Source organism: Pseudomonas sp. NPDC008258 (genome assembly GCF_042956345.1).
Taxonomy (GTDB): Bacteria; Pseudomonadota; Gammaproteobacteria; order Pseudomonadales; family Pseudomonadaceae; genus Aquipseudomonas.
The window spans coordinates 56111-75285 of the sequence record NZ_JBIBGE010000003.1 but is presented as its reverse complement, the minus strand read 5'-3'; the positions used below and the strand labels follow the sequence as shown (position 1 = coordinate 75285).

At 63.2% G+C, this 19175-nt stretch carries 19 protein-coding genes and 2 pseudogenes; 9 read left to right on the top strand and 12 right to left on the bottom strand.

All coding sequences use genetic code 11. The annotated features are described in order from the left end of the window. The first annotated feature begins 73 nt into the window (after positions 1 to 73). On the top strand, positions 74 to 541 hold the full coding sequence (locus ACFY9W_RS03250) for a sterol desaturase family protein (RefSeq protein WP_391125666.1): 468 nt from the start codon (positions 74 to 76) through the stop codon (positions 539 to 541). A gap of 281 nt (positions 542 to 822) precedes the next feature. On the opposite strand, the gene ACFY9W_RS03245 is transcribed toward ACFY9W_RS03250, so the two are convergent. Then, positions 823 to 1722: a bile acid:sodium symporter gene (locus ACFY9W_RS03245; protein WP_391125663.1), complete on the bottom strand. Its 900-nt coding sequence runs from the start codon at positions 1720 to 1722 to the stop codon at positions 823 to 825. 184 nt (positions 1723 to 1906) lie between these two features. On the opposite strand from ACFY9W_RS03245, the gene ACFY9W_RS03240 reads away from it, so the two are divergent. From ACFY9W_RS03240 to ACFY9W_RS03210, 7 genes and pseudogenes are all read left to right on the top strand, one after another. Next, positions 1907 to 2770: a Dyp-type peroxidase gene (locus ACFY9W_RS03240; RefSeq protein WP_391125660.1), complete on the top strand. Its 864-nt coding sequence runs from the start codon at positions 1907 to 1909 to the stop codon at positions 2768 to 2770. A gap of 89 nt (positions 2771 to 2859) precedes the next feature. Further along, on the top strand, positions 2860 to 3768 hold the full coding sequence (locus ACFY9W_RS03235) for an aldo/keto reductase (protein ID WP_391125657.1): 909 nt from the start codon (positions 2860 to 2862) through the stop codon (positions 3766 to 3768). A 4-nt stretch (positions 3769 to 3772) separates the two neighbouring features. Further along, positions 3773 to 5056, top strand: a complete 1284-nt coding sequence (locus tag ACFY9W_RS03230) for an MFS transporter (protein WP_391126138.1) — start codon at positions 3773 to 3775, stop codon at positions 5054 to 5056. 203 nt (positions 5057 to 5259) lie between these two features. After that, positions 5260 to 5385: pseudogene (locus ACFY9W_RS03225) on the top strand (general stress protein); the annotation flags it as partial. A gap of 116 nt (positions 5386 to 5501) precedes the next feature. Continuing rightward, positions 5502 to 6089 (top strand): nucleosidase, encoded by a 588-nt coding sequence (locus ACFY9W_RS03220; RefSeq protein WP_391125654.1) that lies wholly within the window; start codon positions 5502 to 5504, stop codon positions 6087 to 6089. A gap of 108 nt (positions 6090 to 6197) precedes the next feature. After that, the gene (locus ACFY9W_RS03215) at positions 6198 to 6749 is read left to right on the top strand and encodes an ATP-dependent Clp protease proteolytic subunit (protein WP_391125652.1); all 552 of its coding nucleotides are present in this window, start codon (positions 6198 to 6200) and stop codon (positions 6747 to 6749) included. 150 nt (positions 6750 to 6899) lie between these two features. Continuing rightward, positions 6900 to 7169 carry a DUF6555 family protein gene (locus ACFY9W_RS03210; protein ID WP_391125649.1) on the top strand — a complete coding sequence of 90 codons (270 nt, stop codon included), beginning with the start codon at positions 6900 to 6902 and terminating at the stop codon, positions 7167 to 7169. Positions 7170 to 7190: 21 nt separating this feature from the next. Here ACFY9W_RS03210 and ACFY9W_RS03205 read toward each other — a convergent pair whose 3' ends face one another. Then, complete coding sequence (locus ACFY9W_RS03205) at positions 7191 to 7817, bottom strand: LuxR C-terminal-related transcriptional regulator (RefSeq protein ID WP_391125646.1); 627 nt, start codon at positions 7815 to 7817, stop codon at positions 7191 to 7193. A 116-nt stretch (positions 7818 to 7933) separates the two neighbouring features. Here ACFY9W_RS03205 and ACFY9W_RS03200 point away from each other — a divergent pair, with 116 nt between their 5' ends. Continuing rightward, entirely contained in the window at positions 7934 to 9556 is a 1623-nt protein-coding gene (locus ACFY9W_RS03200) for an ATP-binding protein (RefSeq protein ID WP_391125643.1), read from the top strand. A gap of 24 nt (positions 9557 to 9580) precedes the next feature. On the opposite strand, the gene ACFY9W_RS03195 is transcribed toward ACFY9W_RS03200, so the two are convergent. The 10 genes and pseudogenes from ACFY9W_RS03195 to paaA all read right to left on the bottom strand — a co-directional run bounded on the left by ACFY9W_RS03195 (position 9581) and on the right by paaA (position 19132). Next, entirely contained in the window at positions 9581 to 9880 is a 300-nt protein-coding gene (locus ACFY9W_RS03195) for a hypothetical protein (RefSeq protein WP_391125640.1), read from the bottom strand. A 175-nt stretch (positions 9881 to 10055) separates the two neighbouring features. After that, positions 10056 to 12110 carry a phenylacetic acid degradation bifunctional protein PaaZ gene (paaZ, locus tag ACFY9W_RS03190; RefSeq protein WP_391125636.1) on the bottom strand — a complete coding sequence of 685 codons (2055 nt, stop codon included), beginning with the start codon at positions 12108 to 12110 and terminating at the stop codon, positions 10056 to 10058. A gap of 36 nt (positions 12111 to 12146) precedes the next feature. Continuing rightward, entirely contained in the window at positions 12147 to 13379 is a 1233-nt protein-coding gene (locus ACFY9W_RS03185; RefSeq protein ID WP_391126135.1) for an OprD family outer membrane porin, read from the bottom strand. 39 nt (positions 13380 to 13418) lie between these two features. Further along, positions 13419 to 14987 (bottom strand): annotated as a pseudogene (locus ACFY9W_RS03180) (cation acetate symporter); the annotation flags it as partial. Further along, the gene (locus tag ACFY9W_RS03175) at positions 14978 to 15286 is read right to left on the bottom strand and encodes a DUF485 domain-containing protein (protein ID WP_012272262.1); all 309 of its coding nucleotides are present in this window, start codon (positions 15284 to 15286) and stop codon (positions 14978 to 14980) included. The gene ACFY9W_RS03175 and the pseudogene ACFY9W_RS03180, both read right to left, overlap by 10 nt. 170 nt (positions 15287 to 15456) lie before the next feature. Then, the gene (gene paaE, locus ACFY9W_RS03170) at positions 15457 to 16533 is read right to left on the bottom strand and encodes a 1,2-phenylacetyl-CoA epoxidase subunit PaaE (protein ID WP_391125632.1); all 1077 of its coding nucleotides are present in this window, start codon (positions 16531 to 16533) and stop codon (positions 15457 to 15459) included. Between the two features lie 15 nt (positions 16534 to 16548). Next, positions 16549 to 17082 carry a 1,2-phenylacetyl-CoA epoxidase subunit PaaD gene (gene paaD, locus ACFY9W_RS03165; protein WP_391125629.1) on the bottom strand — a complete coding sequence of 178 codons (534 nt, stop codon included), beginning with the start codon at positions 17080 to 17082 and terminating at the stop codon, positions 16549 to 16551. Then, positions 17069 to 17827, bottom strand: a complete 759-nt coding sequence (gene paaC / locus ACFY9W_RS03160; RefSeq protein ID WP_391125626.1) for a 1,2-phenylacetyl-CoA epoxidase subunit PaaC — start codon at positions 17825 to 17827, stop codon at positions 17069 to 17071. Before paaC ends, paaD begins: the two co-directional genes overlap by 14 nt. Positions 17828 to 17835: 8 nt before the next feature. Continuing rightward, positions 17836 to 18117, bottom strand: a complete 282-nt coding sequence (paaB, locus tag ACFY9W_RS03155) for a 1,2-phenylacetyl-CoA epoxidase subunit PaaB (RefSeq protein ID WP_004374528.1) — start codon at positions 18115 to 18117, stop codon at positions 17836 to 17838. Between the two features lie 25 nt (positions 18118 to 18142). Beyond that, positions 18143 to 19132 carry a 1,2-phenylacetyl-CoA epoxidase subunit PaaA gene (paaA, locus tag ACFY9W_RS03150; protein WP_391125623.1) on the bottom strand — a complete coding sequence of 330 codons (990 nt, stop codon included), beginning with the start codon at positions 19130 to 19132 and terminating at the stop codon, positions 18143 to 18145. Positions 19133 to 19175 lie beyond the last annotated feature (43 nt).

Below are 19175 nucleotides of genomic sequence, written 5' to 3'. Positions count from 1 at the left end.
TCACGCCTGCATGGAAAAAACAGCAGGCAATCGGTACCCTTGCGGCTTCCTTCGCCATCACCCGGACCGTTCCATGCTGTTCAATCTCGCCGTGCTGCTCGGCACCCTGGTGGCCATGGAGGGCGTTGGTACGCTGGCTCACAAGTACATCATGCATGGCTGGGGCTGGTGGCTGCACCGCTCGCACCATGAGCCACAGCTGGGCATGCTCGAAACCAACGACCTGTACCTGGTGGCCCTGGGGCTGATCGCCACAGCGCTGGTGGCCTTGGGCAAGAGTGGTTACGCACCCTTGCAGTGGGTGGGTGCTGGTGTGGCGGGGTACGGCCTGTTGTATGTCGTGGCCCATGACGGGTTCTTCCACAGGCATTGGCCGCACAAGCCAAAGCCGGTCAACCGCTACCTCAAGCGCTTGCACCGTGCGCACCAGTTGCACCATGCGGTGAAGGGGCGCACGGGGAGTGTGTCGTTCGGTTTTTTCTATGCGCCGCCGTTGAAGGTGTTGAAACAGCGGCTGCGAAGTAACCGCAAACCTTCGTGACAGCCTGATCGGGCCCCTTCGCGGGTGAACCCGCTCCTGTGGCAAGAGTCGTACCTATCTGATTTAGCAGAGAATCCTGTGGGAGCGGGCAAGCCCGCGAACACCGGCGCAGCCGGTGCCATGCTCGGCGTTGGATTTTTCGCGGGCACGCCCGCTCCCACAGGGTACGCGGTGCGCCCGGCATCAGTTCTCTGCGCCACGGGCTGGGCAATCTCGCAGGTACTGCACTGGCATGACAGGCTGCGGTAACCCCAGGCGCGGGTTTACCCGCGAAGAAGCCATCAGCCCTGATTCACAGTTCCGCCTTCAGGCTGAGCCGCCACATGCCCCCGGCTAACCCACCAGCCGAACCCCGCCGCCGTGAAGAACATGATCAGGCTGTACAGGGCCGCTGGTACCGCCATGGTCGCGTTGTTCAGCAGTGAAGGGCTCAGCGCCAGGGCAATCGCCAAAGTGCCGTTGTGAATGCCGATTTCCATGCCAATGGCAATCGCCTGGCGTTTAGGGATGTTCAACATGCGGGGCACCCAGTAGCCCACGGCCAGGCTCAGCACGTTGAACAACAGCGCCGCCAGCCCAACCAGCGGTGCGTACTCGACCACGGTCTGCCAGTCCTTGGCCAGGGCCAGGACGATGGTGAAGGCCAGGAACAGCGCAGCCACCAGCTTCATCGGCTTTTCCATGCGCGCTGCAAATGCCGGGGCAAAATGCCGAATCAGCATGCCCAATGCCACCGGCAGCAGGACAATGGCAAACACCTGCAGGACTTTGGCGAACTGCAACGGAATGGCCTGGTCCGAGGCCATGAACCAGCTCAGCGACAGGTTTACCAGCAGCGGCATGGTCAGGATCGCGATCAGCGAGTTGACGGCCGTCAAGGTGATATTCAACGCCACATCACCGTGGGCCAGGTGGCTGAACAGGTTGGCCGTGGTGCCGCCCGGCGAGGCGGCCAGCAACATCAGCCCTACCGCCAGGGCAGACTCCAGGCCAAAGCCGTTGGCGATCAGGAAGCACACCAGCGGCAGCAGCAGGATCTGGCAGGCCAGGCCCACCACCACCGGCTTGGGGTATTTCACCACGCGAGCAAAGTCGGCCAGGGTCAGTGACAACCCGAGGCCAAGCATGATGATACCCAGGGCAAGCGGCAGAAAGGCTGTGAGCAAGGGCGAGGCAGTCATGAGCGGTCTCTCGGGCGAAGGATCCCGAAGAGTGTAGGCGGGCGCTGATTGATAGCTAATCGCAAAGGGCCAGCTGTTGGTAACTGTTTGTTACCGCGCGCAGCGGTTACCGAGGCTGCATGCCGCATTGCAGTAGGGCTGCAGGCGCAGTAGCATTTCGGTTTTTACCGAGGATTAGCCTGTCATGCCGTTCCAGCAAGGTCTGCTTGCCACCCCGGTGCCGGCCCACGCCCGCCACCTGTTCTTCACCCTGCAGTCGCCCGAGGCTTTGCCTGGCGCACTGGATGCCTTGCTGCCACAGGTCGATGGCGAACAGCTGATCCTGGGTATCGGTGCCCCGCTGGCCAAGGCCCTGGGCCGTGCAGTGCCAGGCCTGCGCGCCTTCCCGCTGCTGGATGCCGCCGTGGAAAACCCAAGCACCCAGCACGCCCTGTGGCTGTGGCTGCGCGGTAACGAGCGTGGTGACCTGCTGCTGCGCGCCCAGGCCCTGGAAAAGGCGCTGGCACCGGCGCTGGGCCTGGCAGACAGCGTTGATGGCTTCCTGCACCGGGGTGGCCACGACCTGACAGGCTATGAAGATGGCACCGAAAACCCGGTGGACGAGGATGCTGTGCAAGCGGCCATTGCTGCCGACGGTTCCAGCTTTGCTGCATTCCAGCTGTGGAAGCACGACCTGGAGTACTTCAAGTCGCTGCCCCAGGCCGACCAAGACAACATCATTGGCCGCCGCCTCAGCGACAATGAAGAACTGGATGACGCTCCCGAGTCCGCGCACGTCAAGCGTACTGCGCAGGAAAGCTTCGACCCCGAAGCGTTCATGGTCCGTCGTTCGGTGGCCTGGGCCGACCAGCGCGGCGCCGGCCTGGCCTTCGTCGCCCTGGGGCACAGCTTCGATGCGTTCGAAGTGCAGCTGCGGCGCATGAGCGGGCTTGAGGATGGCATCATCGACGGCCTGTACCGTTTCAGCCGGCCGCTGACCGGCGGCTATTACTGGTGCCCGCCAATGGGCGAGGCGGGTGTCGACCTGAGCCAACTGTTGCACGCCTGATAACTAAACATCCAGATACAGAATCACCCGGCAGCGCGGGGCAGAGCGGCTAGCCTTGAAAGTTTCCGATTCATGACGGGAGCTTTTCCATGTACGCACGTCGTGATGTCCTACGCGCGGGCGCCACGTTGGGCTTGTTGGCCGCAAGCCCTTGGCTGCACGCCGCCGCCCCGGCAGGTTTGCTGACCCGTAAGGTACCGTCCACAGGGGAAGCGCTGCCGGTGATCGGTGCCGGTACTTCCGGCAGCTTTGAAGTAGACGCAGGCTCAGCCCAGTATCAGCAGCTTAAAAGCGTGCTAAAGGCGTTTTTCGACGGCGGTGGACGGGTGATCGACACCTCGCCCAACTATGGGGGTGCCGATAGCATTCTGGGCCAACTGCTGGAAGAGGGCGGCTGGCACCGGCAGTGCTTCATTGCCACCAAGATCGCCGCCGACAGCCGGGCCGACGCGCAAGTGCAATGGGCCGGCAGCCTGAAGAGCCTGCGTACCGACAAGGTCGACCTGCTGCAAATCCACAACTTGCGCGACTGGCAGACCCAACTGCCTTACGCCCGCGAGCTGAAGCAGCAGGGCAAGACCCGTTATGTGGGCATCACTCACTACCTCAACAGCGGCCAGGACGAAGTTGCCCGAATCGTGCGCAGCCAGCCGCTGGACTTCATCCAGATCAACTACTCGGTGAACGCGCCTGATGCCGCGCGTGAACTGCTGCCACTATGCCAGGACAAAGGCGTGGCGGTGCTGATCAACAGGGCCTTCGACGATGGCCGCCTGTTCGCCCGGGTCAAGGATCAGGCGTTGCCTGGCTGGGCGGCAGAGGCGGGGATCGGCAGCTGGGCGCAGCTGTTTCTCAAGTTCGCCATCAGCCACCCGGCGGTGACCACGGTCATTCCTGCGACCGGGCGGCCCGACCGCCAGCTCGACCAGCTAAAGGCTGGCCATGACCCCTTGCTCACCCAGGCGCAGCAACAGGCGCTGATCAAGCAGTTTGCCTGACATCATGCAGGCGTGGCGGCGGCGCCTGGACCAGGGGCTGAACATCCAGCCCGGCGAAGGCCCTGCGGTAGTCGCCGGCCTGCTGCTGTTCTACCTGCTGTTCACCGGCTACTTCATGCTGCGCCCGGTACGGGAAACCATGGGCATTGCCGGTGGCGTGGACAACCTGCAATGGCTGTTCACCGGCACCTTCATCGCCACCCTGGCATGCCTGCCGCTGTTCGGCTGGCTGGCGTCCAGGGTGCAGCGCAGGCACATCCTGCCCTGGACCTACGGGTTCTTCGCCAGCAACCTGTTGCTTTTCGCCGTGCTGTTTACCAGCAACGCTGACAATTTGTGGACCGCCCGGGCCTTCTACATCTGGCTGTCGGTATTCAACCTGCTGACCATTTCCCTGGCCTGGAGCGTGCTCGCCGACCTGTTTTCTACCGGGCAGGGCAAGCGCCTGTTCGGCTTGCTGGCAGCCGGGGCCAGCCTGGGCGGGCTGACTGGCCCCATACTCGGTACTTTGCTGGTAGCCCCACTGGGCCATGCCGGGTTGCTGGTGCTGGCGGCGGCCTTTTTGCTTGGCAGTATCGGCGCGACCCTGTTCCTGCAACGCTGGCGAGTGAAGCAACCCATGCAGGCGCATTCTGAGCGCCCGGATTCGCGGCCTTTGGGCGGCAACCCGTTTGCCGGCGCCACTGCCGTGCTGCGCTCCCCGTACCTGCTGGGCATTGCCCTGTTCGTGGTGCTGCTGGCCAGCGTTAGCACCTTTCTGTATTTCGAGCAGGCGCGCATTGTCAGCGAGACCTTCACCGACCGTACGCGACAAACCCAGGTATTCGGCCTGATCGATACCGTGGTGCAAGCCCTGGCCATTCTCACCCAGGTGTTCCTGACCGGGCGCCTGGCCCGCCGGCTGGGCGTGGGGGTGTTACTGGTAGCGGTGCCCTTGGTAATGGCCGCAGGCTTCCTGTGGCTGGCACTGGCGCCCGTGTTCGCCGTATTCGTGGTGGTGATGGTGGTACGCCGGGCGGGTGAGTATGCGCTGGTGCGGCCCGGGCGGGAAATGCTGTTCACCGTGCTACCGGCAGAGGACAAGTACAAGGCCAAGAACTTCATCGACACGGTGGTCTACCGGGGTGGCGATGCCTTAAGCGGCTGGATCAAACGGGCCCTGGACGTGATGGGCGAGCACCCGCAGTTGGCCATGCTCATTGGCGCGCTGATTGCGTTGGGCTGGGCAGCGACGGGGGGCTGGCTGGGCCGCCGCCAGGCTCGCCTGGATAGCCCATCGCACGACTGACAGGCGCACCAAATATGGCGTTGTCACTTATTTAACGCCACCGGTCCGAACCCATGGCGATAAAACGAATCCCTCCATATGGCTGAACTCCGAACTTGTGTACGGCAGCTGCCGTGCACTCCGAAGTCATATGAGGTTTGAAGACCATGGCCAACAAAGAAAACAGCCGCACCGGTAACCAACAAGGCAGCCAAGGCGGCAACAAGAACCCAGGCAACTTCGCCAATGACCGTGAAAAGGCCTCCGAAGCCGGCCGCAAGGGCGGCCAGTCCTCTGGCAGCAACATGCCGCATGATCGCGAGTCCGGCCGCAAGGGTGGCCGCTCGTAATTGACCTGCATGCAGTGCCGGGGCGACCTGGCACTGCAATGGGCAAGGGGTTGCATTTACCCGGGGTTGGCCGACAATGGCCGCGCCCCTTGCAGCCACTCGGAAATCCTTGCTCCATGATGCTGACCCAGCAATTCCCCGACACTTCCCTGGATGACACGCTGTTCGTCTTCGCCCTCGAAGCCGAGGCGGGCGATGTATTCACCGAGGTGAACACGGTGTTCACCGGTATCGGCAAGGTCAATGCCGCCATTGCCCTGACCAAGGCGATTGCGGCGCGCAAGCCAAAGTTGATCGTCAACCTTGGATCGGCTGGCAGTCAGCGCCACGGCAAAGGCGAAGTAGTGTGTTGCAACCGCTTCGTGCAACGCGACATGGATGTGACTCCACTGGGCTTCGACCGCTACCAGACCCCTTTGTCGGATACCCCGGTAGTGCTGGAACACGGGTCGGTCATTCAGGGCCTGCCGTTGGAAACCTGTGGCAGCGGTGACAGCTTCGAGGTCAACCACGGTGACGCGCCTTATGACGTGGTCGACATGGAAGCCTACGTGCTGGCGCTGATCGCACGCAGTGAAGGCATTCCATTCGTGTGCCTGAAATACATTTCCGATGATGCGGGCAGCGATGCCGCAGCAGATTGGGCGGTGCAGGTACTCCTGGCTGCAGAAGCGTTCAAGCGGGTGCTTTTCAGCCAGGTGTGAGTGCGGGCCAATAACGCCTTCAAGTGCGGGAACGATTTCGCGCATTGCCCAACCCGGGTTGAACTTTGCGGCTGTTGACGTTTCCACCGCATAACCCTGGAGGCAAGCATGGCCAGACATATCATTCACTTTACCGGGCCGATCAACTCGTCGACCTGCGGCAACCTGATCAACACCTGTTCGCGGGCGTTGCAGCAGGGGGCCGAGATCCTGCAACTGAACATCGCCACCATGGGGGGCGAGTGCAGCTACGGGTTTACCCTGTACAACTTCCTGCGGGCACTGCCGGTGGAGGTGCATACCCATAACCTGGGCACGGTCGAGTCGATGGGCAATATCCTGTTCCTGGCCGGGCAACGGCGCACGGCATGCAGTTACAGCAAGTTCCTGTTCCACCCGTTCCACTGGACCTTGCACGGTTCGGTGGACCATTCGCGGATGGCGGAGTATGCGATGAGCCTGGATTACGATTTGCGCCTGTATGCACAGATCGTGGCCGAACGCACCCAGGGCGCCACCGAGGTGCTGGATGTGCCGCGTTACCTGATGGCGTATCCACGGATACTGGGGCCACGGGAGGCGCTGGAGAACGGGATGATCCATGCCATTGATGAAATGCCGATCGAGGCGCAGGCGGTTCAGTGGAGTGTGCATGCTTAGCAGGTACCCGTACCGGCCATTTTCCAGGTAAACCTGCTTCCACCGGGGTGGCGGATACCATTGATTCCGGTTATTCGACAAAATTTTGAATCTTCTCGCCGTGCCCGGATCAATCAGGGTGTCATCCATGGAGAAGAGGAGGCCCCTGCGATGCCTAGCCCACAGCTGTACATCATCGACTACCAACTGCATGGCCAGCCGCGCAGTTTCATCATTCGTCTGGAGCGCCTGGACAACGCCGAGGCCTGGCATTGGGCAAGTTGCGATGCGGGCATTGGTATCATTCCCAAGTTCGGGCGCGAGAAAATCAGGAAGATCAGCCGGCCGATGGCCGAGCGCTACGGCATCACCGCTGTAACCTGGAGGGTTTCGGGCAGCAGGCCGAACCCGTCGGCGCAGGACCCGGCAGCAGCGGTCTGACCGGGAGAGCGCGCACCGGCGTCAGCTGCCGGTGTACTTCACGGCGGCCGCGGTACGCGAGCTGACGCCGAGCGCCTTGAGCAGTGAAGACACGTGAATACGCACGGTAAACGGCGAGATGTCGAGGGCCCTGGCTATTTCCTTGTTGGTCTTGCCTTGGGCGATCAGCCGCAAGACGTCGTGCTGGCGCTGCGTGAGCTGTTCCACTGCACACTCACCTCCAGGCCCACCACCACGATTCGGCAAGAAACCCGAGGGCGCATACCTGACCAGCACTTCGCCATTGCGAATGGCCAGGATGGCTGCGCCCATTTCCTCTGCCGCAATGCTTTTACCGACAAACCCGTCAACTCCGGCTTGCATGACCTGCTCGACGATGGCGGGGTCATCGACCATCGACACAATGATCAGCGTGGTGCGCGGCAGCTGTTGACGTAAGCGAGCCAGGCACGGGATATCTACCAGCCCGGGGAAGCGAAGGTCCAGGATCAGGGTATCGGCGGCCTCGCCGGTGCTGGCCAGCAGCAACACTTCATCAAGGCAACCGGCTTCTTCCACACGGGCGCCCGGCACCACGCGCTGCACGGTGCGCGACAGGGCTTCCCTGAACAGCGGATGGTCATCCGCCACGATGATGCGACACGTCACGCCTGGCAACTCCCTGTAGCCGTAGGTGGACCGGAGCATGCTAATTTAGCAGCCACGCAGGGAGGGCGCTGCCCATGGAGGGCAGTAATGCGACCCTGTGCACAAGGACACTGGCCATGGACCTGGACAAGAACAACGAACTCGATCAAGCCAACCTGCGCGTCATCGTTGCCTGCTGCGCGCTTGCCTACATCACCATGCTGGGCTTTCTCCCGGGCCGCTCGCATGCGCCTCACCTGCCGATCATCTACTACATCGCGATTTTCATAGTGGTGTCCATCGGCTTGCGCCAGGCCATCGCCCATTGGCCCGGGCATTACCCCTGGCGACGCGTGCTGGGCATGGTGCATGACTACACCGGCACCTGCTTCGGCCTGGTGGTCGGTGGCGATGCGGCCCTGCCGATCTATGCGGTGATGGTGTGGGTGAACCTGGGTAATGGCATGCGCTTTGGCTCGCGCTACCTGGCAATTGCCACGGTGCTGGCCTTGGCGGCGTTGCTGGTGGTGTACCAGATCACGCCTTACTGGCAAGCCAACCCGTTCATGGTGCTGATGCTGCTCACCACCAGCACGGTGATCCCGATCTATGCGCACCTGTTGCTGGAGCGCACGCGCAAGGCCTCGGAGCTGGCCGCTGCTGCCAACCGCGAAAAATCGCGCTTCCTGGCCCAGGCCAGCCATGATCTGCGCCAGCCGATCCATTCCATCGGCCTGTTTACGGCCTGCCTGCGCGATGCGCCACTGGGCGAGCAGGAGCGTCGGTTGGTGGACAGCATCGACCGCTCGCTGCTCAACGTGTCGCAGCTGTTTCGCTCGATTCTCGACCTGTACACACTGGACAACGGGCGGGCACAACCCAGGTACGAGGTGTTTGCCCTGGATGCGTTCCTGGCTGACCTGCTGCAACAGAACAGCGAGGCCGCCCGCTGGGCGGGCGTGACCATTCGCTTGCGGCCTTGCCGCCACTGGACCCGTGCCGACCGCGGCATGTTGGCCACCATGGTGCAGAACGTATTGTCGAACAGCTTCAAATATGCAGCTCATCGGCCCCTGCTGCTGGGGGTGCGGCGCTGTGCCGAGGGTTTGGCCATCGTTATCTACGACCAGGGCCGAGGCATTGATGAAGCCCACCAGCGGCTGGTATTCGAAGAGTTCTACCGGGTGCGCCAGGTGCGTGACACTGATGTTGAAGGCGTAGGGTTGGGCCTGTCGATCGTGCGCCGGCTTGGGCGCCTGATGGGCCTGGAGGTAAAGTTGCGCTCGCGGCCAGGGCACGGCACGGCGGTAAGCTTGCAGGGCCTGCCACGGCTGTGCGCGCAACCGGCGCAGGTGCCGGTTGATCGTGCGCATGCAGCCCCGGGCCTGCTCGGCGGTTTGCGTGTGTGCCTGGTGGAAGACGACCACAACGTGCTGAGGGCGACCACGGCACTGCTGCAGCGCTGGGGCTGCGAGGTGGATGCGCACAGCTCGCCCGTGGGGCTGAGCAGTGATTGTGAGGTGATCGTCGCCGATTACGACCTGGGGCGGGAGGCAACCGGGGTCGACTGCATCGACCAACTGAGGGCGCAGCGTGGGTGGGACGTGCCCGCGCTGATCATGACGGGGCATGACACGGAGAAAATCCAGGCAGTGGTGCATGAGCGCAATATCGCTGTGCTTTCCAAACCGGTGCGCCCAGCTGAACTGCGTGCGGCCTTGCGCGCATTGCGCGAGGAAACGGCGGCGCCGGCCAACTAGGCCGGCACGGGGCGCGGGGTGGGTTTATTGCAGGATGAGGGCCTGGCCTTCCTTCATGCAGGTCGGCGTCGGCTCGTACAGGCCCATGCCGGCTACGGCGACGATGCCACCGCTGGGCATCTGGCACTCGTACTGGCCTTTGGCGGTGGTGGCGGTGTAGTAGGTGAGGGTGCTGTCATTACGTACATCGGCGACTTTCGACACCTTGGTGTTGAGAATGAACTCGGTACGCTGCTTGAGGGTGTCTTCGGAGGGCTTGATGGTCTGGCAGCCGGCGATGCCGAGCAGCAGGGCGGTACTGAGGGCTAGCTTGAAGGGGTGCATGGTGGGGGCTTCCTTGGCGTTGTTATCACTGGACTATAACGCCGAGGGGGGTGAGGGGCGATTAGGGCAGATGTACGAGGTGGCCTTTGGCCTTTATGTGGCCTGTGCGGGCCTCTTCGCGGGCTTGCCCGCTCACACAGGGATGTGCGGTCCCTGGGGGAGCGGGCTCAAACCATTACAGTGGCTGCTTCAACACCAGGGTCAGGATGTCATAACTGGCCACCAGTTCGCCCAGCTGGTTGGTCACCTCCACATCCCAGGCCACCACACCCTGCGGCTGGCCCAGCGGGCTGGTCTTGCCCTGGTCGATCTTGCGTTTGCAGGTCAACCGCGCCTGGATGGTGTCGCCAATGCCCACCGGGTTGATGAAACGCAGGGTATCCAGGCCATAGTTGGCCAGCACTGGCCCCGCGCCGGGCGATACAAACAACCCGGCTGCCGCCGACAGCACGAAGTAGCCGTGGGCAATGCGCTTGCCGAACTGCGATTCCTTGGCAGCGATTTCGTCAAAGTGCATGTAGAAGTGGTCGCCCGACAGGCAACCAAAATTGACCAGGTCGGCTTCGGTCACGGTGCGACGGTGGGTAAGCAGCGACTCGCCGATGCGCAATTGCTCGAAGTAGCGGCGGAACGGGTGCACTTCAGTCTCGATCACTTCAGCGCCACGCACATACTCGCCAGTCACCGCCGTGAGCATGCTCGGTGAACCTTGCACCGCGGCACGCTGCAAGTAGTGCTTGACCGCACGCAGGCCGCCCAGCTCTTCACCGCCCCCCGCACGCCCCGGGCCGCCATGCTTGAGCTGTGGCAGCGGCGAGCCGTGGCCGGTGGACTCCTTGGCGGCTTCGCTGTCGAGCACCAGCAGCCGGCCGTGCCAGGCGGCAGCCACTGGAATGGCCTTGGCGGCCACGCTGCGGTCGGCGGTGACCAGGGTCGCCACCAGGCTGCCTTTGCCACGTGCGGCCAGGGCCAGTGCCTCGTCAAGGTCATCGTAGGCCATCAGGGTGCTGACCGGGCCGAACGCTTCGATATCGTGGGCACCGCCTACGGCATGCGGGTTGCGAGCCTGCAACAGGGTCGGGGCAAAGAACGCGCCCTCAGCCACACCTTCGCCGCGCGGAGCAAAACCATCGCTGGCGCCGAACAGCTGATCGCAGCTTTGCAGCAAGCTGCGCACCCGCTCGGCCACGTCCTGCTGCTGGTCGTGGGAGGCCAGGGCGCCCATGCGCACGCCTTCCACCGACGGATCACCGACCACTACCTTGCCCAGCCGCTCGCGCAGGCGCGTGGCAACTGCGTCGATGTGTTTGGCCGGTACGATGGCACGGCGGATGGCGGTGCATTTCTGCCCGGCCTTGGTGGTCATTTCCCGCACCACTTCCTTGATGTACAGGTCGAACTCGTCACTGTCCGGGGTGACGTCCGGGCCGAGAATGGCGCAGTTCAACGAGTCGGCTTCGGCGGTAAACGGCACCGAATTGCGTATCAGGTTCGGCGTGACGCGCAGTTTGGCGGCGGTATCGGCAGAACCGGTGAAGGTCACCACGTCCTGGCCCAGCAGGCGCTCCAGCAGGTCGCCGGTGCTGCCAATGACCAGTTGCAGGCTGCCTTCTGGCAGCAGGCCAGAGGCGTTCATCAGGCGGACGACGGCCTCGGTCAGGTAGCTGGTGGAAGTCGCTGGCTTGACGATACAAGGCATGCCAGCCAGGAAGGTCGGCGCGAATTTCTCCAGCATGCCCCAGATGGGGAAGTTGAAGGCGTTGATGTGCACCGCAACGCCCGCACGTGGCACCAGGATGTGGCTGCCAGCGAAATGGCCTTGTTTGCCCAGCGGGATGGCCGGGCCTTCGTGCACCAGGTTGCCCGACGGCAGCTCACGGCTGCCGATGCCGGCATAGGCGAACAGCGTGGCGTTACCACCTTCGATGTCGATCCAGCTGTCGGCACGGGTGGCGCCGCTGTGGTGCGACAGGGCGTATAGCTGTTCCTTGCGCTCGGCCAGGTACAGGGCCAGCGCTTTAAGCCGTGCAGCGCGTTGCTGGAAGTCCATGGCCATCAGGCTGGCGAGGCCACGGGCACGGGCGAAGTCCACGGCTTCGGCGAAGTCCGGGCGCTCCTCGTGGCTGTAGGCCAGGACGTGGCCATCAAGGGCGCTGCGCAGGGCCTGGGCGCCGTGCTGGCCCAGCCAGCGGCCGGCGATGAAGCTTTGCAGAGTAGGGGCGGCAGACATGCTGTTCTCCATGCTGTTCAAATTGAGGGGGCGCTGTTACCACAGCGCCAGGGTGTAGCCGATGATCAGGCGGTTTTCGTCCACGGCGTTGGTCAGGCCATTGCCGGAACGGAAGGTGACGTTGCGCCAGCGCAGGCTCACGTCCTTGAACGGCCCGCTCTGGATGACGTAGGTGATATCGGTATCGCGTTCACGCTCGCGGCCATTGCTGACGGTGGCGGTTTCGGCGTGGCGGCCATCGGTATAGCGCGTCATGAAACTGAGGCCGGGGATACCCATGGCCACGAAGTCGTAGTCGTAGCGCACTTGCCACGAGTCGAGCCCGGCGCGGGTGAAGGTGTTGTAGGTGACCAGGTTGACGGTGAACGGGTCGCCACCATTGACGAACGGGAAGGCGCTGTCGCCCGACATCTGTTGCCAGGTGGCGGTGAATTTGTGCGCCCGTACGCCGAGGGTGAACATGGCGTTGAAGTTGCGGTTGTCGATGTTGCCGGCACGTTCGGCGCCGTCATTGCGGCTGTCGAAGTAGCGCAGGTCGCTGCGCAGGCTCACGCCTTCGCTCAAGGGGCGGGTGTCGATCAGGCCGACAAACTGCTGGCGGTAGATGTCTTCGAGTTTGGCGTAGTAATAGCTGATGCTGGTTTGCGGGGTAATGGCGTAGCTGCCACCGCCGAAATCCAGGTGGTCGCTGCTGGCGGCGCCGTAGCCAATGTCGTCGCGGCCCGAGGAGTCGCGCAGGTTGGCCTTGGTCAGACGGCCGCCATTGAAGGTGAGGCCATTGATGTCCTGACTGGTAAGCAGGCCACCCTGGAAGGTGGACGCCAACAGGCGGGTGTCGTTGTAGACCACCACCGGCAAGATCGGCTGTAGCGTGCCCAGGCGCAAGGTGCTCTTGGATACACGTACCTTGCCGGTAAGGCCCAGCTCGCTGTAATCGTCGACCGGTTCGTGGCTGTTAGGGCCGAAGGGCAGCAGGCCGGTATTACGGCGATCGCGGCTGGAGTCGAGCTTGATACCCAGCTGGCCCATGGCGTCGACGCCAACGCCGACCGGGCCATCGGTGAAGCCCGACTCGAGCTTGGCAGTAAAGCCCTGGCCCCATTCCTCGGCCTTGGCCTGGGGCGCATTGCTCTGGCGGAAGTCTCGGTTGATGTAGTGGTTGCGCAGCTCCAGGCGTGCGTGGCTGTCGCCGATGAAGTCTGCCATCGCCGGCAAAGGCAGGGCGAGGGTGGCCAGCCAGGCGGCTGACATGAAGTGCGTGCGGTTCATTGTTGTTGTTTTACCCGACATGGTTGATCGTCCTTGAGGTCAGTGCTTGCTGGCGCCGGCGGCGCCGATCCCGGTCATGGAGCGGATGAACTGGGCCAGGTAGCGGCCGCGCTCTTCGCTGGCTCGTTCCGAACTGTCGGTAACCGAGAACACCCAGGCACTCAGGAAGGCCAGGCTCATGGAGAACAACGCCGGGTTGCTGTACGGGAACAGCGCACTCTCGTTGTGCAGTACGTTGACCCACACCGCCGGGCCCAGTACCACCAGCACTACCGCCGATACCAGGCCGGCCATGCTGCCGCACACCGCGCCGCGGGTGGTCAGGCCTTTCCAGAACATCGAGAGCAACAACACCGGGAAGTTGACCGAGGCAGCGACCGCCAGCACCAGGCCGGAGAGGAAGGCGATGTTCTGCGACTCGAACATCAGGCCGAGCAACACCGCCAGCAGGCCGATCAGCAGGGTAGCGATACGCGACACGCGCATTTCTTCCTGTTCGGTGGCCTTGCCTTGGCGCACTACGCAGGCATACAGGTCGTGGGACACGGCCGACGCACCCGACAGCGCCAGGCCGGCGACTACCGCCAGGATGGTGGCGAACGCCACGGCAGAGATGAATCCCAGGAACAAGTTGCCGCCCACCGCCTGGGCCAAATGGACCGCGACCATGTTGCCGCCGCCGATGATCGCGCCGGTGGCATCGCGGTAGGACGGCTCGGTGCCGACCATCACGATGGCGCCAAAGCCGACAATGATCAGCAGCAGGTAGAAGTAACCAATGAAGCCGGTGGCGTAGAACACGCTCTTGCGTGCTTCCTTGGCATCGCTGACCGTGAAGAAGCGCATCAGGATATGCGGCAGGCCGGCGGTGCCGAACATCATGCCCAGGCCCAGGGAAATGGCATCCACCGGGTTGGACAGCAAGCCACCCGGTGCCATGATCGCCTGGCCCTTGGCATGCACGGCCACGGCGCTGGCAAACATGGCTTCGGTGCTGAAGCCGAAGTGCTTGAGCACCATGAAGGCCATGAAGCTGGTGCCCGACAACAGCATCACTGCCTTGATGATTTGCACCCAGGTGGTGGCGAGCATGCCGCCGAAGGTAACGTAGGCAACCATCAGCACGCCCACCAGCATCACCGCGTACAGGTAGCTGATGCCAAACAGCAACTCGATCAGCTTGCCGGCGCCGACCATCTGCGCCACCAGGTACATCAACGCAACCACCAGGGTGCCGAACGCCGATGTGAGACGAACCGGGGTTTGCGCCAAACGATAGCTGACCACGTCGGCGAAGGTGTACTTGCCCAGGTTACGCAGGCGTTCGGCGATCAGGAACAGAATGATCGGCCAGCCGGCCAGCACGCCCAGGGCGTACAGCAGGCCGTCATAGCCGTTCATGAACATCATCGCGGAAATGCCCAGGAAAGACGCGGCGCTGATCATGTCGCCAGCGATCGCCAGGCCGTTCTGCATGCCGGTCAGGCCCCCGCCAGCGGTATAGAAATCGCTGGCGGAGCGGGTGCGCAGGGCCGCCCAGCGGGTGACCAGCAGGGTGAAGCAGACAAACACCATGAACATCGAAATGGCAGTCCAGTTCATTGTGCGCACTCCTGCTTGACCTTGTCGTTGAGCGGGTCGAGTACGTTGTTGGCGCGGTGTACGTAGATACCCGTCAGGGCGAAAGACAGCAGCACCATCAGCACGCCCACCAGCATGCCGACAGTGGTCACGCCGCCGCTGAGGGACTGGCCGAGGGTGCTGGGGGAGAACGCCACCAGCAGGACGAAGCCGTAGTAGATCACCAGCATCGCCAGGGTCAGGCTGCCGTTGAGGCGGCGCTTGCGCCGCACCAGGTGCTGGAAGTCGGGGTGGTTGGCGATGCTCTCTATGCGTTCGGGTGTCATGGGTTGCGATCTCTGGGTGTTGTAATTGTTTTATGTGAGGTCACGCGGGTGTTGCGGTGGTGCTGATGGCCTCTTCGCGGGCATGCCCGCTCCCACAGGTGCGGCGGCGTATTTGAGGCCTGTGCTATCCCAGTGGGAGCGGGCGCGCCCGCGAAGAAGGCGACCCGGTGTCAGAGCTGGTCGAAGTCGAGGACCACCTTGTCGCTCACCGGGTAGGTCTGACACGACAGCACATACCCGGCCGCCACTTCGTAGTCCTCCAGCGCGTGGTTGCTGTCCATTTCCACTTCGCCCTCGATTACCCGGCACTTGCAGGTAGAGCAAACACCGGCCTTGCACGAGTAGGGCAGTTCTGCGCCGATGGCATTGCCGGCGTCCAGTACGTTCTGGGTGTTGCGTGGCAAGTCGAAGGTGAGGGCGCGGCCGTCGCTGATTACTGTGATATGGCTGAGCGCCGAGTCCACCTGGCGCGCTGCTTCACGGGCCTCACGGCGGGCTTCGCTGCCGGCCGCGGCAAACAGTTCGAAATGAATGCGCTCCTTGCCCAGGCCATTGGCCTGCAAGCTGTCGCGTACGGTTTCGGTCATTGCCTGCGGGCCACAAATGAAGGCGGCGTCCAGGCCTGGCACGTCCAGCCAGCGCGAGAACAGCTGGCCGCACTTGTCGGCATCGATGCGGCCGTTGTACAGGTCAACATCCTGCTGCTCGCGGCTGAACACGAAAATCAGGTTCAACCGGTCGAGGTAGCGGTTCTTGAGGTCCTCGAGCTTGTCGCGGAACAAGGCCCCCGAACTGGAGCGATTGCCATACAGCAGGGTGAAGCGGCTGTGCGGCTCGCTGGCCAACGTGGTACCGATGATGGACAGGATCGGGGTAATGCCACTGCCAGCAGCCACACCCAGGTAATTACCCTGACGGGTCGGGTCCAGCGGCACGTAGAAGCTGCCGGAAGGCGGCATCACGTCCAGTTGCTGGCCTGCCTTGAGCACTTCATTGGCAAACGCCGAGAAGCGCCCGCCTGGCACACGCTTGACAGCCACGCGCAGCTCGCCGTCCTGCACGGCACTGCAAATGGAGTAGGAACGGCGGACCTCTTCGTTGTCCAGCTGGGTACGCATGACCAGGTACTGGCCCTGGGTGAAGCGAAACTGTGCTTGCAGGTGCTCGGGCACGTCGAAGGCAATCGATACCGCATCACGGGTCTCGTTGCGCACTTGCTTGATGGTCAGGCTGTGAAACTGGCTCATGGCGTTCTCCACGGCTCAAATGCATTTGAAATAGTCGAACGGCTCCAGGCACTCGCGGCAACGGTATAGCGCCTTGCACGCGGTGGAGCCGAACTGGCTGAGCAATTCGGTATGGGCGCTGCTGCACTGGGGGCAGCACACCTGCGGCGCGTCACCAAGCAGGCTGCGCTTGCTGGCGCTGCCTTGCGGCGGGGCGATGCCGTAGGCGCGCAGGCGTTCACGGCCCAGCGCACTGATCCAGTCGGTACTCCACGCCGGGGTCAGCTGCCGCTCCAGGTCCGGCGCGGCAAAACCCGCCTGCTCCAGTGCTTGCCGGATATCGCCTTCGATCACTTCGGTGGCCGGGCAGCCCGAGTAAGTCGGAGTGACCACCAGGTGCAAGTGGCCGGCGCGCCAGTCCAGGTCGCGGACAATCCCCAGGTCGACCACGCTGACCACGGGCACTTCCGGGTCCATGACCTGGGCCAGGACCTCCCAGGCCCGGGCCAGGTCATCGCCGCGTGGCGCCCGCGCACCACGGTCGCCGGCAATCAGCTCACCAGGTTGCATCGGGGTAGGCCCTTGGCAGGAACTGCATCTCGGCCAGCAGCAGGCCCAGGTGCTCGGTGTGCAAGCCTTTGCGACCATCCAGGTAGAAGTGGCTGGCAGCCTTGGGCAGCGGCAGCTCGACCGAGGCGAAGGTTTCGCTCACCTGCTTGAGCCAGGCTGCGCCAACAGCAGCGGAGTCAGCAGCGATGCCCGCTGCTGCCAGTTGCACTTCGTTGTCGCTGCCAGCCGTCAACTCGACCGTGAAACGCCACAGAGCCGGAATGGCGGCAAGCATGCGCTGGCGGCTTTCCTCCGTGCCGCCACCCAAACGCTGTACCCACTCGCTGGAGCGGCGCAGGTGGTAGGTGACTTCCTTCAAGGCCTTGGCGGCAATACCAGCGATACGTTCATCGCTGGAGCCAGCCAACCCCTTCAGCACGGCGAAGTGCCAGGCGTCGTAAAGGAACTGCTTGGTCATGGTCACGGCGAAATCGCCGTTGGGCTGCTCGACCAACAGCAGGTTGCGGTAGGCCCGCTGGTCCCGGTGGAAGGCCAAGGCGTCGGCGTCCCGGCCATCGTCCAGCAGCTCGGCTGCGTATTCCAGCCAGTTGCGCGCCTGGCCGACCAGGTCGAGGCCGACGTTCATCAGGGCCAGTTCTTCTTCAATGGCCGGGGCGTGGCCACACCATTCGCACAGGCGCTGGCCTTGAACAAGGGCACTGTCGCCAAGCAGCAGCAGGTAGGGGATAAGGGCTTCGTTGTGCATGGCCAACCTCACATGTGTCCGACTTCGTCGGGCAGCTCGTAAAAGCTGGCGTGGCGGTAGACCTTGTCATCCGACGGGGCGAACAGCGGGTCTTTTTCGTCAGGAGAAGAGGCGGTGATCAGTGCCGAAGGCACTACCCACAGGCTGACGCCTTCGCTGCGGCGGGTGTACAGCTCACGGGCGTTTTCGATGGCCATGGCAGCATCGGCGGCGTGAACGCTGCCAACGTGCTTGTGGTTAAGGCCGTGCTTGCTGCGCACGAACACTTCGTAGAGGGTCCAGACAGACATTTTCGATCTCCGCATCAATCGCCGCTCAGGCGGCGTTCTTGTTCTGTTGCTTGCGTGCGTAGGCGACGGCGGCCTCGCGAACCCAGGCGCCGTCCTCGATGGCTTTGCGCCGGGTGGCGACACGTTCCTGGTTGCACGGGCCGTTGCCCTTGAGCACTTCGTAGAACTCGTCCCACTGGATTTCGCCGAAGTCGTAGTGACCGCGCTCGGCGTTCCACTTCAGCTCAGGGTCAGGGGCGGTGCAGCCGAGCAACTCCAGTTGCGGCACGGTCTGGTCGATGAAGCGCTGGCGCAGTTCGTCGTTGGTCTGGCGCTTGATCTTCCAGGCCATGGACTGGGCGCTGTTGGGGGAGTGTTCGTCGCTGGGGCCGAACATCATCAGCGAAGGCCACCACAGGCGGTTGATGGCGTCCTGCACCATATCCCGTTGGGCCTGGGTGCCTTGACGCATCATGGTCAGGAGCATTTCGTAGCCCTGGCGCTGGTGGAAGCTCTCTTCCTTGCAGATACGGATCATGGCGCGGGAGTAAGGGCCGTAGGAGGTGCGTTGCAACACCACCTGGTTGACGATGGCGGCGCCATCCACCAGCCAGCCCACTGCGCCCATGTCGGCCCAGCTGAGGGTGGGGTAGTTGAAGATGCTCGAGTACTTGGCCTTGCCGCTGTGCAGCTTGGCGATTTCTTCGTCACGGTCGGCGCCCAGGGTTTCCATGGCGCTGTACAGGTACAGGCCGTGGCCGGCTTCGTCCTGGATCTTGGCCATCAGTTGCAGCTTGCGCTTGAGGCTGGGGGCGCGGGTGACCCAGTTGCCTTCTGGCAGCATGCCGACGATTTCCGAATGGGCGTGCTGGGAGATCTGCCGGATCAAGGTCTGGCGGTAAGCGTCGGGCATCCAGTTCTTGGCTTCGATCTTGATTTCGGCGTCGATCTTTTCCTGGAAGTTGCGCTCTTCGGGCGACATCTCTTCCAGCGCCTTGACGCGCTTGACTCCGGTTTCCACTAGCTGTGCGTACATGTGCTGCGACTCCTGCTAAGGCATGAGCCATTTGTAAGCGATA